This window comes from Providencia sp. PROV_01 (assembly GCF_053098325.1).
Genome location: NZ_JBRFKD010000002.1, coordinates 1946075 through 1961594, shown reverse-complemented (window position 1 = coordinate 1961594; position 15520 = coordinate 1946075). Strand labels below are relative to the sequence as shown.

The following is a 15520-nucleotide window of genomic DNA, read 5'->3' as shown; positions in this document are numbered from 1 at the left end:
GGAAAAAGAAAAATAAGGCGATGATTATAGGGGCTCTGATTACAATTTCCTACAGTCACAACAACATTTTGTTAAACTTTTTATAGCAAAAAACACTATTTTTTCGGGTAAGTCACGTTTTTCATCTATTACTTCACTCTAAAGCTCATTGCCGTCACTTGGCCGCTTAAATCTAATACCGAAATTTGGTAGTTCCCACTTTTATCGAGTGTCAGCAAAATAGAACCGTTTTGCTCGGTTGTATTCACTTGTTCTCCGTTTAAAAACCACCATTTCTGCCCTTGCCCACCCTGCGTGACTAAACGTAAATCTAAGCTGGTTTTCCCGGGTAGACGCTGTAAAACCTCCCCATCACGGATACCAGAAATCAATAATGGCGGCATTTCTAGCTTCATCGGTGGACACGCTAAATCCGCTTTGGGTAAACGGTTCTCACGTTTTTCACTTGATGGCAACCAAGATTCGACGGTAATAGGCCATAAATGTACTTCTTTTTCTTGGGCATTTGGGCAATCTGCCGCGACTTGAAGCCCTTTGTCATTTACCCAGATTTTTTGTCTTAATCCTAATAGTGACTCTTGATCTCGCGCCATTAAAGTAGGCGGAATGGTATTATCCAAGATCCAACTAAGACGCCTTTGGCGGCAGTTATTATCGTCTTTCAGTAATGAAGTTCCTCCCGGCCAGCAGATCACCGCTTGGCTCACACTGGCAGGTTTTACATCTTTTGGTAGTGGTTCGTGGGATTGATAGATTTTGCTCAGTAACATGCCATTAATTTGGTTCATAATCGGAATGGCGGTTGCAAAGCCTAGTTGTCCCGCAACGGGTGTCGCATCAGGCCGCCCAACCCAAACGCCGATGGTATAACGTGGATTAACACCAATCGCCCACGCATCGCGATAACCATAACTGGTTCCCGTTTTCCATGCCAAATTGAGTTGCCCTGATAAATTAGCCTCAGGAACAGGGCGTGCTTCCCCCCCCATAATACGGCGTACTATCCATGCAGCTCCCGGTGACATCAACACTCTATCGCGAATTTCATCGGCTGGTTTAAAACGTAACGGTGACACATTACCTTTTCGCGCAAATGCGCTATAGGCAGAAACTAAATCTTCCATCCGTGTGGCTGTGCCGCCTAAAATCAGCGACAAGTTTGGTTCACTACCTAACGGAAAACGCAGCTCAGTCCCAACATTGCGCAGTTGAGCCGTAAATCGTTTGCTGCCATACACATCTAACAACTGAACCACCGGTAAATTCAATGAACGAACGAGCGCATCGCTAACACTCACTGGCCCATTAAAACCACTGTCAAAGTTCCCCGGACGATAATCATTAAAGCGCCGTGGAACATCTTGTAATAACGATTCCGCATGGATGAGCCCGTCATCCATAGCTAATGCGTATAAGAATGGTTTTAACGTTGAGCCTGGAGAGCGCCAAGCACTAATCATGTCCACATGACCAAAACGGCTATCATCCTGAAAATCAATTGAGCCAATATACGCTTTCACTGCCATATCTGTATGATCAACCACCAAAATTCCCAATGATGTTTGTTTTGGTAGTTGGTTTTTCCAATTCATGGCCATGTCTTCCAGTTGCCTTTGCAAACTGGCATCGATAGTGGTTTCAATGATGGACTGTTGCGTATCTTTGGTCACCCGCCTTGCAAGCAAAGGGGCTGAATGCGGATTCTTTCGCGGTGCTAACCAAATTTGTTCTTGTTTAATATCGGCAACTTTTTCAGAGCTCCAGACTTGGTATTCTTCTAACCTATCCAATACTTTATCACGGGCGGCTTGTGCCCTTTGTGGATAACGGTCTGGCCTTAAACGGCTAGGGGCTTGAGGTAGAACAGCAAAGAGAGCCGCTTCACTCGCCGTCAATTTTGCCGGTGACTTATTCAAATATACCCAGCTAGCTGCGCCAATACCTTCAATGGTTCCGCCATACGGAGCACGGTTTAAATACATTTCTAAAATTTCATCTTTCGAATAGTGATATTCGAGTTGAGCCGTACGCCAAAGCTGTTTCAGCTTACCGCCCAATGTTCTTTCGTGGGGGTCAATTAACCGTGCAACTTGCATCGAAATGGTACTTCCGCCCGACACAATACGCCCTGAACTCACAAACTGCCCCGCTGCCCTAACTAACGAAAACGGGTTTACCCCCGGGTGACGGTAAAAATGGCGGTCTTCATACGTTAATAACGCTTCGATAAAATCAGGAGAAACCTCTTCGACTGTAACAGGAAAGCGCCAAATTCCTTCTTTGTCTGCAAAGCGCCACAATGGTGTACCATCCGCTGCAACCACGGTCCGTGCCATTTCAATTTGCTTAATCGGCAACGGCCAAATTTTATCAGCAGCTAAAAAAGCCAGTGGCAAAATAATGACCAACAGAACCAGTGTGATGCCTGTGCGACGTAACCATTTTTTCATTGATGGGAGTACCGAAAATAAATTAAAAAAGCCCTTATATCTGAGTATCAATATAAGGGCTTTAGAAGGTGATTAGCGAACGATTTCTAATTGGCCATCCGAGTAGCCAGTCGCACGCCAGTCAGGGACATACATTGATTCAACTTGTGGTACCGGAATACTATACACACCCGGCGTCACCGCTCGCGCTAAGTAGACTAAGGTCGTTGGGCGGTATTGCTGAACTTCAACCGCAGCCACAAAACGGTCATCACGGTATTCCATATGGCGTATTTGCGATTGCTGCATGTCATCAATTAATTCTTGCAGGTTCGGCGCGGACTCACTCAAATTAGCGCTACTGTTAGCTAAATTTTGGTTTTCCAGTTCTAAGCCTGCGGGCAGCAAGTCAACCACTAACGCATCTGGCACACTTTGGGATGCTTGAACTTCCAGTTTAACCACCACCATTTCACCGCTTCTTAATCTATCTAACGAAATGCGATTGCCTTTCATATCATAGTAGCTACGAGTGATACCTAATACATTCGAGCTTGGTTTTGGTGAATGTTGCGGATAACCCACCACATTTAAGCGTGTATACAGAGTATTCGTTCCGCTGTTTTCGATGCTATAACCTGTCTCCAATTGATCTTTACTCAGGAATTCACTTACAGGTTTATCTGAGACCGTTGGGGGTTCTTGGCCATTAATCGTAGCTTTCCACGGTGCTTCACTTTCATTTAAGTAGAAACGACCTGCTAAATATAACGCATTGCTCTCTTGTGTTGAGAAATAACGTTGAGAAGTCAAATTATTAGATAAAGTTTGAAGTTTTTGGTCACGGGATTTTGGCATTAAATTATATTCATTTAATAGCGCAACAATCATCGCATCATCACGGATCACCGAACCGTAATCCCCAACATAGCTGTAGCGGTTACGTTGTTTTTTCAGTCCGTCAATCACTGCACTCTCACCACGTGATTTATCACCCATCAAGTTCAATGCAACTCCAAGCTGAACCAGAGGTAAGCCACTTGCTGCAGAGTTTCTTTGGTTATAAAGTTGACGTAATGCGCCTAACGGTGCTTTTTGCTGTGATGCTAACACTAAACCTGCATAGGCCTGAGTAGCAAAACGAGCGCCCTCTTGGTTTTCCGTATACGGGTAGTTGATTTGACTACCATCCTGTAAATAGCTCAGTAGACGCGTATTGGCGTTACTTATCGCCTCTTGCGGGACAGTAAAGCCACGTTGATTGGCTTTATTCAAGAAATCCGCCGCATACGCAGTTAACCAATACTCTTCGCGACCGTTCCTATCCCATAATGAAAAACCGCCATCATTACGTTGCATACTTAACAAATGTGGAATACCAATTTCAATCGCTTTATGGCGGTCCGCATCTGTTTGCGTTTTAATCCCTAACTTATTCAGTTCGGCTTGGGTTGAGAACAATGAAGGGTATAAACCACTGATAGTTTGCTCTAAACAACCGTATGGATAAGCAAATAACTCTCGAATATAACGTGAGATATCTAATGGCGGACGGCTGGTTAACAGAACTTGCCCTTCAATGGTATCCGGTTGCAGGCCTGCAATTTGGTTAGTTGGCAGTGCCCATGAAGTACCTGGCTCAATGGAAGTGGCAAAAGAAACCGTTTCTGCTGGCTGTGCCGGACGAACACCCACTTTCCAACTATTGCTGTAGTCTTTATTCGCTTCGCCTTGAATTTTCACGCCATTAATGGTCATCGAAACTTCGCCTTCACCGAAGCCGTAGTCTGCTCTGACAGGTAAATTAATGGTGGTGCGTTTGCCTTTTGGTAACTCCAACTCACGGCTGCTGACCCCATCAAGTTTCACCATTCCTGATGCCTTGAAATTAACAGTCACATTTTGTGTGTTATCCGTCATATTGGTCAAATCAAGCGCAAAGTAAGACTTATCACCGCCCGCCATAAAGCGAGGCATCGACATTTGTGTCACTAATGGTGCCGCGACAATCACTTTGCTATCCGCATGGCCGAACTCTTTTTCATTCCATGCTTGGGCCATCACACGTAATTCCCCGTTAAAATCAGGGATAGCAAGGCTAATTTCACCCTCACCGTCTTTATTTAATGTGACAGGTTTGGCTTGCTCCGCAATGATTTGCACTTCAGTGAGTGGCTTCATACCACCACGCTCTAATGCCGCATCCTCGCTGTCACCACCAAAGCGTAAGTTAGCAATCTTACCTTGTCCTTCAATTAAGTGACCATAAACGTCATACTGATCAACGCCATAGCGCTTGCGGCCAAAAAAGGCGTCATACGGGTCTGGGGTTTTGAAATCCGTGATATTTAATACACCAGTATCAACTGCAGATAACAGCACATTCACTTTTTCAGGTAACGGTTTGCCATCTTGCGCTGTCGCTTTAATTTTTACCGTTAAGTCTTGATTAGGGCGCATTTTGTCTGGCGTCGTTAAGGCCAACGCAATCTTACGGTTTTCATCTGCAATTGGTAAATGCAACACACCCACCGCACGTTTCACCGTGGCTTCTTTAGAGTCATCACCTGGACGAACAACGACGGCAGAAACGTATAAGTCATGACGAGCCCACTCTTTATTGACTGGGATTTCAACGTCTAAGCCCTTTTCTGGTACATCAATTTCTTCCCACCACAGTGGGCCATTACTCGACTCGAGCAATATATAGCCTTTACCGGCTTTAGGGGATTCAATGCGAACTTTGGCTTTTTCACCTGGTAAATACGCAGGCTTATTCAGGCTGAGTTTCACTTGGTCAGGACGAACTGAACCGCTTCCCCCTGTGTTATCTTGCCATGAATACCCCGCCCAGAACTGGACGCTGGAAACGAGCTGATTCTCTGGGTTTAATACCTCTAAACGGAATGCCCCCCAATCCACAGGGAAGGAGACTTTCGCTGTACCGTCTTTCGCGATGGCAATATTTTCATTTGCCATAACGAGGTCTTTTTGGTCATAATTTGAAGACCAACCAGCACTTTCAGACCAACTCCAGTAATAATCACGGCGTTCATACACTAAACGCACGGTTAAGTTTTCTGCTGCCAGTTTATTACCCGCCGCATCCGCCATGACTAATTCAAATTCTGCGAGTGAATTTTCATCCACATTGTGGCGTTTGACATAACGATCTGTGCGGTAATCGTAAATTTCTTTTTTGGCAAATAATGGACGAATACCGACCAGTTTTTCCGCAGGCCAAATGGCTTGCTCAGCACGACGCGTCACTGGACGTCCGCCAGCTTCGAGTAAACTTGCTTGTAAAACTGCCGAAATTGGTGAACGTGTTGAGCTCCAATTACTGTTTGGAATTGAAATGACGGTTTCACCGTTGCTGTCCAGCGTCAAGTCAAACTCATCTAATTTACGAGGTAAGCCCTCTTCATTGACAGCGCCAAATTCAAAACCGGGTAATTTTGCTACCGCTTCACGATCTGCTTTTAAAACAATTTGGCCTTGCAGTTGGTTGTCTGCTGCAGGTGCTCCGTATAAATAACGGCCTTGAATATCAAAATCAACCGACTGGTCTGTTAAACGAGGAACATCACTGCCAACAATTTCCAGCGCCATGCGTTCTGGCATGAAATCTTCAACATTGAATTTGTAATAGCGTTGTGGTGAACCGTCACCTAAATCAAAACGTAACGACCAACCGCCCGTTTCTGCATTTTTAGGAATTTCAAATTGGTATTGATATAACCCATTTTGGTTTTCTTCCGGCTGCCACACGAAACTACGAACCACTTGCCCATCTGTTTTTAATACATCAACTTTAACCGGCTGAGTTTTAACTGGGTTACCATCGCCATCACGCAGTAAGCCATTCACCAGCAGCAGTTCACCCGGGCGATATAAATCACGCGGCCCAAAGGTGAAAAATTGTTTTGCATAGCCTTCTGGCCCTGAAATATCAAATTCAGACAGGTCAAGTGCCGGCTGCGTGAGATCAATCATACTGGTTTGCCCTTCATGGGTTGCCAGTAATAATTTTCCACCCGCTAATTTATCTAATTGAGCGTGACCATCACCATCTGTGGTGCCTTTTGTCACTAACTGACCTTTTTCATCCAAAATACGTAGCTCAACGCCTTTAATGGCAGAGCCTTTCGCTAAGGATTGCGTGAAAATATCGACTCGGTCTTGGTAACTGTGTAGTGACACGCCAATATCACTTAATGTGAAGACGGTTGCAGGGAATTGATAGCTATAGCTGCCTGCTTTTTGCATGATGGCCAAATATACGCCATCTTGCTGTAATTCTTTGACATCTTTCAACGGCAGTAAAATAGTTTGGCGAGTATTTTTATCTGGATTTAAATCAAAACGGCCGGTATAAGCCAGCTCCACTTTGTCGAGAAACTCTTCTGAATACCAATACTCATAATTACTACGATACTGCCACTGCGCTAAAAATTGTGGCAGCTGCTTTTCATCCACACGGAAGAAATTAACATCAACCTTATCAACATTCAGCGCAATCACAGGTAAACCCTGTGCGACCTTACTCGGTAATAAAGAGCCTTTACTTGCAAAACCAACTGTTGGGATGATTTGCGCCGTGGTGAGTTTTTTCTCAAAACTTTCGGTCGTTGTACGCTCATTAACCGCTTTAATACCCGGGTTAATGGTGAGGTTTAATTCTTTAGACGGTGGAAGGTGACGAAAACGTAATTCCATTTGGTTATCAGACAGTTCCCAAGCGCCATCTAACTTACCGGTTTTAACATCAATGAGGTTTATGTACTGGCCAAAATCTTGGTTTGCTTGTAATGGAACGGAGAATGTCACCACCATGGCACTCGCACCATCAAGCTGCAATTCAGACGCATCCAAAATGGTGAGATCTTTCCCTGCATATTTTTTTACCATTTCTTCAGTGGAAAGTTTCGGTGCTGCTTTTTTCTGCTCTGCAACTGGCGCTGTTTTAGTTTGATTTTCTGGCGCTGTCGTGGAAACATTTGGCTCATTTTTGGTTGCTTCTTCTGTATTATCACAACCGGCCAATGCCACGACAGATGCCAACGCAAGTGCTAAATAACGCTTTTTGGTTTTTAGACCCGCCAATGAAGCCCAACTAGATTGTTGTTTCATTACCGCCCGCCCTTTAATTAGTTAAAATTTATTCTGTTTTTTTAAGGTTTTAACAGGAGGTTAAAACCCACTATATACTTGGAAATGGCTAAAAACACACACAGATAAATACTGCTGATATTGTTTCAATTATCAATATAATTTAACAGAATGTGATTAGAACACCTATCAGACAAAACGGAAAAAATGATGGGCGAGAAAAACAGTGAAATGAAATAATATTTTTTAAATAGTAAGCAGAATATATATTTAATAAATGAGCAATATGCCTTTTATGAGTGAGAAAAACATTTTTCTCACTCTATACATGGAACTATTAGGTGTTTTTTACTGGGATTGTGTCTCGTAAGAAGCTACCAAGGCGACGCTGATAAAAAGGCTGAATATGTTGAGTAATAAAGTGGCTGACACCTTGCTCATTCTCATTTACCACACAAAAATCAATAGATTCGTCATCGGCTAAAAACTCACAAGCAAGTGTCCCCGCCTCATGAATAATGGAATCAATATTTTCTGCCCCTGCAGTAAACTCTAACGCTATCATTAATATTGGCGTTTCTTCAGCGTTATCACTCTCTACTGCGGAGACCATAAAACCGCGTCTCACGACTTTGTGTTGTTTAAAAAATTCGCTAAGCGCATCAACAATAGCCTGCGGCTGTTCTTCTAACACACTTAATTTAAGTGATGAGCCTTTCGGTACGGTTAACTCAGTAAATTGGATCTCAGTTTCTTGGGTGGAACTGTTATTATTCGATTGCTGCGACATTGCCAATCCCCTGCTATTAAAAAGAAGAGCTTATTATACTCGCAAATACATCAAGATAAAAAATAGGCACGAAAAGTTACCTTCCCGTGCCTGTTATTAATCAAACATTCACTACTTTGATTTACTGATTAATAAGTTTGCTAATGTTCTTACACCTGTACCCGTTGCGCCTTCTGCCCATAAGCTAACTGCAGATTTACGGTAAATCGCGGAGCAGTCGATATGTACCCAATTTTGACGATAATTTTCGACAAAATGCGATAAAAATGCCGCAGCAGTGCTTGCGCCTGCTGTGTGCGATGGTGCCGCGATGTTGTTCAAATCCGCAAAGCCAGACGGTAATTGTTGGCGATGGAACTCTGCCAAAGGTAAACGCCAGAACAGTTCAAACTCAGCGTCTGAAGCGCTCATCAAGTCAGCAACTAATTTATCATCGAAGCTCAACACTGAATGGTAGTCATTGCCCACGGCGGTTTTCGCCGCACCCGTCAAGGTTGCAGCATCAATGATCAGCGTTGGTTTTTCTTTGCTCGCATCAATCAGGCCATCAGCTAACACAAGGCGGCCTTCAGCATCCGTATTCATAATTTCAACGGATTTACCATTACGGTAACGAATAATATCACCCAATTTGAATGCATTACCGCTAACCATATTGTCAGCAATACACAGGAACATTTTGACGCGTTTTTGTAAGCCACGAGAAATCGCCAATGCCAATGAACCCGCTAAGGTTGCAGCACCGCCCATATCCGCTTTCATTGAATTCATGGAAGACGATGGTTTGATGCTATAACCACCTGAATCGAAAGTAATACCTTTGCCGACTAACGCAGCAAAAACAGGGGCATTTGGGTTGGCACCTGGGTTGTAATCTAACGCTAAAAAGACAGGTGGGCGACTTGAACCACGACCGACCGTATGAATACCGGTATACCCCTGTTCTAATAAGTCATCGCCTTTAATAATGCGGTAGCTAATGTCTTGTGCGCCCACAGTGCAGAGTAAATCAATGGCGCGTTGTGCGAGTTGTTCTGGGCCTAACTCTTCTGCAGGTGCGTTAATGACATCACGTACCCAATCAATGGTACGAATACGGTTTTCTAATTCTTTGCGGTCTGCTTCAGGCAATACTGGCCATTCAATCGTTCTCGCCCCTTTTGGCGCACGAAAACCTTGCCAAAATGCCCAGCTTTTTTCTAAATCCCATCCTTCGCCAGCCAAAGCAACATTGCGGATCCCTTGACCATCTAATTTACGGCCAGCGCTTTGTACTGCACATAATTTACCTGCATGTTTCAGGTGGATTGTCATCCCTTTATCACTAGAGCTTAACAATGCGCCTTCACCCCAACAAGGTGCAGCAGGCTCACAAGAAATCATTACTGGCATAATTTGTTTTGTCATCGTTTTTCTCACTTTGTCTATTTTTGCAGACAGTAAAAACCCATTGATTCTGTCGGCAGATAGCATTACCTTAACTGATAAATACCAATAGGGATATCATTATAGTGCTGATATAAAATAAAAAACCGAGCACTATTTCTGACAGTCACTCGGTTTTTAGGGTAAAACTCTACTTATTCGAACTCATCCAGCCAAACTAACAAAATGGCTTCTAGGATTTTCTCATTCGATTTTTGCGGGTCATCATCAAATTCTTCTAAATCGCAAATCCACTGGTGCATATCAGTAAAGCGCACCGTTTTAGGATCAACATCAGGAAATGCGTCGTACAGTGCTTCACCGATTTCGCGGCTATTTGACCATTTTAAACTCATGTTCTCTCACCAATTTGATTATTAAATGATTTTTACCATTGATGCTCTACGTTACAACGCCAAACATGCCGAGCATTTCAATTTTTTAAATAATTCACATTGTAGCTAGGCGGCGATTGAGCTAATCCCTAGGAGCATACAAAAGTATGTGATTCGAGTTAGCGAAAGAAGCCAACAACGCTACAGTATGAAGTATGACGAGCGTTTCTATTTTTTAAATAATTCACGTTGTAGCTAGGCGGCAAGTTGAGCTAATCCCTAGGAGCATACAAAAGTATGTGACTAGGGTTAGCGAAAGAAGCCAACAACGCTACAGCGTGAAGTATGACAAAAATCAGTGTTCGCGGGCGTGATTGATAGTATAACGAGGGATCTCTACCACTAAATCCTCATCCGTCACCAATGCTTGACAACTTAGACGGCTTTCAGGCTCTAACCCCCATGCTTTATCTAACATGTCATCTTCGAGTTCACTGCTTTCTTCCAGTGAATCGAAACCTTCACGAACAATACAATGACAGGTTGTACAAGCACAGGATTTTTCACAGGCGTGCTCAAGCTCAATACCGCTGCGTAGTGCAACATTTAAAATAGATTCGCCTTCTTGTGCTTCAACTACTGCACCGTCTGGACATAAATCACTATGAGGTAAAAAAACTATTTTAGGCATAATTATATCTCATCCACAGAATGGCCTGACAACGCTTGGCGAATGGAGGTATCCATGCGACGCGCTGCAAACTCCTGCGATTGCTTATCCAGTTGTTTAATGGCATTTTCAATTACGATTGGGTCTGTACCCTCAACCGCTTTAATTAACTCATTGACTGCATTATCAATTTCTGACTCTTCTTCTGGCGTCAGTAAATTGCCATCTTGGGCTAATGCGCTCGTTAAACTTTCAAGCACTCTTGCAGCTTCAACTTTTTGCTCCGCTAAGCGGCGCGCATTTAAATCATCTTGCGCGTTAGTCATTGAATCTTTAATCATGTTTGAAATTTCGTTATCCGTTAACCCATACGATGGCTTAACTTGAATCGATGCTTCTACACCTGTCGATTTTTCCATGGCGCTAACACTCAACAGCCCATCGGCATCGACTTGAAAAGTCACACGAATATGTGCCCCACCTGCGGCCATCGCTGGAATATCACGCAAGGTAAAGCGAGCTAATGAACGGCAATCTGCCACCATTTCGCGTTCACCTTGTACGACATGAACGCTCATCGCCGTTTGACCATCCTTAAAGGTGGTAAACTCTTGGGCTCGAGCAACAGGGATGGTGGTGTTACGCGGGATCACTTTTTCGACTAATCCACCCATCGTTTCCAAACCAAGAGAGAGTGGGATCACATCTAACAACAGCATCTCGCTATCAGGCTTGTTTCCGACTAAAATATCCGCTTGAATTGCAGCGCCAATGGCGACAACTTTATCTGGGTCGATGGATGTCAGTGGTGATTTACCAAAAAACTCCCCGACTTTTTGACGTACTAGTGGCACACGAGTCGAACCACCGACCATCACGACATTCAGAACATCTTCAGCCTCAACACCCGCATCTTTTAACGCACGGCGACAAGCCATCAGAGTGCGCTTTACGTAATTGTCAATTAACGTTTCAAACTGCTCACGACGAATTTCCCCTTGCCAGTTGGCAAGCTGAATAGTCACTGTTTCTGCATCACTAAGCGCAACTTTGGTTTCTGTCGCCACATTTAATAACTGACGATTTAAATGATGATCACCTTGTAATGAAACCCCTGCCTGCTCAGCAATCCACTGAGCCAATACTTGGTCAAAGTCATCACCACCAAGCGCGGTATCGCCGCCCGTTGCTAACACTTCAAAAACACCACGGCTCAGGCGTAAAATGGACACATCAAAAGTGCCACCACCGAGGTCATAAACAGCAATCACACCTTCTTGCCCAGAGTCTAATCCATAGGCAATCGCAGCCGCAGTCGGTTCATTCAGCAAACGCAATACATGTAAGCCTGCAAGGCGCGCTGCATCTTTGGTCCCTTGGCGTTGTGCATCATCAAAATAAGCCGGTACTGTGATCACTACGCCATCCATTTCCCCACCTAAGGTTTCTTCAGCACGTTTTGCTAGTGTTCTTAGAATGTCAGAAGAAACTTGGATTGGGTCAACTTGGCCAGCCACGGTTTGAATAAACGGCAAACCATTTTCACTGGCAGTCAATTGATAAGGTAAGTCAGGGTAGCGTTTTTGAATATCGGCTAATGAACGCCCCATCATGCGTTTCACTGAAATAATGGTATTGACCGGGTCTTGCTCGGCAAGTTGTTTCGCTTCCCATCCCACTAATTTGCTTTCGGGTTGATAATTAACAATCGATGGTAATAAAAAGCGCCCTTGGCTATCAGGCAAAGCTGCAGCTTCACCACTGCGCACTGTCGCAATCAAAGAGTGGGTGGTACCTAAATCAATGCCTGCAGCCAATTTGCGTTGATGCGGAGCTGCTGTCATACCGGGTTCGCTGATTTGTAGTAACGCCATAATCGTTTTCTCTTAAAATTCATCTAGTAATCGTTCTTCGAGTTGCTCTGCTTGCTGCTGAAGCTTGTCGAGAAAACGTAGTTTACGTACGGTATCAGCGGCTTTTTCCCACTGCATGGCATCTAGCTCTGTCACCATCAGTGCACTTCGTGCTTGCTGCATTTGTTTGACGCTCTGCATAAATTTAGCCAATAGATCAAGTGCGTCATCACTGTTCTCAATATTGTCTAACTCTTCGCGTAGCTCAAGTTGCTCCATCAAAAATGCCGTATCATGCATGGTATGTTGTTCGTTATTAATATCAAAACCATGCAATGAAAGCATATATTCCGCGCGTTTTAGCGGATGACGGAGGGCTTGATAAGCAGCATTAATGGTTGCTGCTTTTTGTAGTGCTTGCATTTTCTCCTGTTCAGAACAGGTTGCAAAACGGTCAGGATGGTATTGACGCTGTAAGTCTTGAAAACGTAACGTCAGTTGTTCGCTATCGATGGCATAGATGGGAGTCAACCCAAAAAGAGTAAAATAATCCATAAGTGCTCAGTTTCTCGAACCGGTTACCAATACCACTAATAAAATATAATTAGTAAGATTGGCTAAAAATTAGGCTTAATAAAACGCATTATACGTGAAAACTTTCACCGCATCCGCATTCACTATTGACGTTAGGGTTATTAAATTTAAACCCTTCGTTTAAGCCTTCTTTCACGAAATCCAGCTCAGTACCATCAAGATAAACAATGCTCTTGCCATCGATGATGACTTTTACACCTTTATCTTCAAAAACTGTGTCTTCTTCATTGATTGTATCAGCAAATTCAAGAACATAAGCCATTCCTGAACAACCTGAAGTTCTTACACCTAAACGCAAGCCTTCGCCTTTCCCACGATTTTGTAGAAAGGATTGAATACGCTGCGCAGCACTTTCTGTAAGAGAAATAGACATTGCAAACCTCACTTTAGAAACAAACAAGGCAGATGCTACTCATGAGTCGCATCCGCCTTCAAATTATTTTATACCCACCCTATTTCTAAACTAAGAAACTCAGCGATGTTTAGCCTAGACGCCGTGGGTATTGTTCCAGTTATAGGACGATAACTTGTTGTTATTTATTAATATGGGTTGCCCTATAGACTGATTAAAAACTTATTTGCTTTGGCGTTTGCTTTTGTAATCAGCAATAGCAGCTTTAATTGCATCTTCAGCCAGAATTGAACAGTGAATTTTCACTGGTGGTAATTCTAACTCTTCGGCAATCGCTGTATTTTTGATTGACTCCGCTTCGTCCAAACTTTTGCCTTTCATCCATTCAGTCACGAGTGAACTTGATGCAATTGCTGAACCACAGCCATAAGTTTTAAAGCGTGCATCTTCAATAATGCCGTCATCATTTACTTTAATCTGTAATTTCATGACGTCACCACAGGCAGGTGCGCCTACCATACCGCTACCTACGCTTGGGTCGCTGTTATCAAACGAACCAACGTTGCGTGGGTTTTCATAATGATCGATAACTTTTTCACTGTAAGCCATTTTTAAACTCCTGAAACCGTCTGATTAATGGTGAGACCATTCGATGCTGTTAAGATCTACGCCGTCTTTGAACATTTCCCATAAAGGAGACAGCTCGCGTAAGTGGCCAATTGCGCCATGAATCATTTTGATTGCATAGTCAATTTCTTCTTCTGTCGTGAAACGACCTAAAGAGAAACGGATTGAGCTATGTGCCAGCTCATCATTCATCCCTAAAGCGCGCAGTACATAAGAAGGTTCTAGGCTTGCAGAAGTACATGCAGAACCTGAAGATACAGCCAAATCTTTTAATGACATCATCAGTGATTCACCTTCAACATAGTTGAAGCTGACGTTCAGAATGTGCGGCGCACCGTGTTCTAAATCACCATTGAGGTAAACTTCTTCGATATCTTTAATGCCATTCCACAAACGTAACCGTAAACCGCGTAAGCGTTCAGATTCCGCCGCCATTTCTTCTTTGGCAATACGGTAAGCTTCGCCCATACCCACGATTTGGTGTACAGGTAATGTCCCAGAACGCATACCGCGCTCATGACCACCGCCATGTTGCTGCGCTTCAAGGCGAATACGCGGTTTGCGGCGCACATATAACGCACCGATACCCATTGGCCCGTAAAGTTTGTGAGCAGAGAATGACATTAAATCCACTTTTAGCGCACTAAGGTCGATAGGTAATTTACCTACGCTTTGTGTTGCATCAACGTGGAAAATAATTCCTTTGCTACGGCATAATTCACCGATAGCTGCGATATCCTGCACAACCCCAATTTCGTTATTAACATGCATAATAGAAATTAAAATCGTGTCTTCACGGATAGCGTCTTGTAGGTCTTGCATAGCAATTAAACCATTGCTTTGTGGTGACAGATAAGTCACTTCAAAACCTTCACGCTCTAATTGGCGGCAAGTATCTAAAACGGCTTTGTGTTCCGTTTTACAGGTAATAATGTGGTTGCCTTTCTTTTTATAGAAATTAGCAGCGCCTTTAATCGCTAAGTTATCAGACTCAGTTGCGCCTGAGGTAAATACAATTTCACGTGGGTCAGCACCCACTAATTCGGCGATTTGATTGCGAGCAATATCCACCGCTTCTTCAGCTTGCCAGCCGAAACGATGAGAACGGGACGCTGGGTTACCAAAGTTCCCATCCATTGTTAAACATTGCATCATTTTTTCAGCCACACGCGGGTCAACCGGTGTTGTTGCTGAATAATCAAGATAAATTGGTAATTTCATTGCTCACTTACTCCAAAGGACAAGCTAACTTGCCTTTAATTTTTAAAGGTACAAATGGCGGAAATTAGCTCTTCGTCTAATAACTCACCAAAATGTACCGACTGCAATTTTT

The 15520-nt window shown here is 43.6% G+C and carries 11 protein-coding genes; all 11 read right to left on the bottom strand.

Features of this window, described 5'->3' with window-relative positions; translation table 11 throughout:
* Positions 1-128 precede the first annotated feature (128 nt).
* Positions 129-2450 carry a peptidoglycan glycosyltransferase PbpC gene (pbpC, locus tag ACU696_RS09450; RefSeq protein WP_164528624.1) on the bottom strand — a complete coding sequence of 774 codons (2322 nt, stop codon included), beginning with the start codon at positions 2448-2450 and terminating at the stop codon, positions 129-131.
* Between the two features lie 72 nt (positions 2451-2522).
* Positions 2523-7562 carry an alpha-2-macroglobulin family protein gene (locus ACU696_RS09445; protein ID WP_209102011.1) on the bottom strand — a complete coding sequence of 1680 codons (5040 nt, stop codon included), beginning with the start codon at positions 7560-7562 and terminating at the stop codon, positions 2523-2525.
* A gap of 316 nt (positions 7563-7878) precedes the next feature.
* Positions 7879-8331, bottom strand: coding sequence for an enhanced serine sensitivity protein SseB C-terminal domain-containing protein (locus ACU696_RS09440; protein ID WP_004912652.1), 453 nt, complete (start codon positions 8329-8331; stop codon positions 7879-7881).
* A 111-nt stretch (positions 8332-8442) separates the two neighbouring features.
* Positions 8443-9738: an aminopeptidase PepB gene (pepB, locus tag ACU696_RS09435; protein ID WP_209102010.1), complete on the bottom strand. Its 1296-nt coding sequence runs from the start codon at positions 9736-9738 to the stop codon at positions 8443-8445.
* 173 nt (positions 9739-9911) lie between these two features.
* A complete protein-coding gene (iscX, locus tag ACU696_RS09430) occupies positions 9912-10112 on the bottom strand; it encodes a Fe-S cluster assembly protein IscX (protein WP_004912658.1) in 201 nt (66 codons plus the stop codon).
* Positions 10113-10446: 334 nt separating this feature from the next.
* Positions 10447-10782, bottom strand: a complete 336-nt coding sequence (fdx, locus tag ACU696_RS09425; RefSeq protein WP_004912660.1) for an ISC system 2Fe-2S type ferredoxin — start codon at positions 10780-10782, stop codon at positions 10447-10449.
* A gap of 2 nt (positions 10783-10784) precedes the next feature.
* The gene (hscA, locus tag ACU696_RS09420) at positions 10785-12635 is read right to left on the bottom strand and encodes a Fe-S protein assembly chaperone HscA (RefSeq protein WP_209102009.1); all 1851 of its coding nucleotides are present in this window, start codon (positions 12633-12635) and stop codon (positions 10785-10787) included.
* A gap of 12 nt (positions 12636-12647) precedes the next feature.
* Positions 12648-13169, bottom strand: coding sequence for a co-chaperone HscB (gene hscB, locus ACU696_RS09415; protein WP_004912668.1), 522 nt, complete (start codon positions 13167-13169; stop codon positions 12648-12650).
* An 88-nt stretch (positions 13170-13257) separates the two neighbouring features.
* Positions 13258-13581 (bottom strand): iron-sulfur cluster assembly protein IscA, encoded by a 324-nt coding sequence (gene iscA / locus ACU696_RS09410; protein WP_004912669.1) that lies wholly within the window; start codon positions 13579-13581, stop codon positions 13258-13260.
* A 201-nt stretch (positions 13582-13782) separates the two neighbouring features.
* Positions 13783-14169 carry a Fe-S cluster assembly scaffold IscU gene (gene iscU / locus ACU696_RS09405; protein WP_004264914.1) on the bottom strand — a complete coding sequence of 129 codons (387 nt, stop codon included), beginning with the start codon at positions 14167-14169 and terminating at the stop codon, positions 13783-13785.
* Between the two features lie 24 nt (positions 14170-14193).
* Positions 14194-15408, bottom strand: coding sequence for an IscS subfamily cysteine desulfurase (locus ACU696_RS09400; protein WP_004912674.1), 1215 nt, complete (start codon positions 15406-15408; stop codon positions 14194-14196).
* Between the last annotated feature and the right edge of the window lie 112 nt (positions 15409-15520).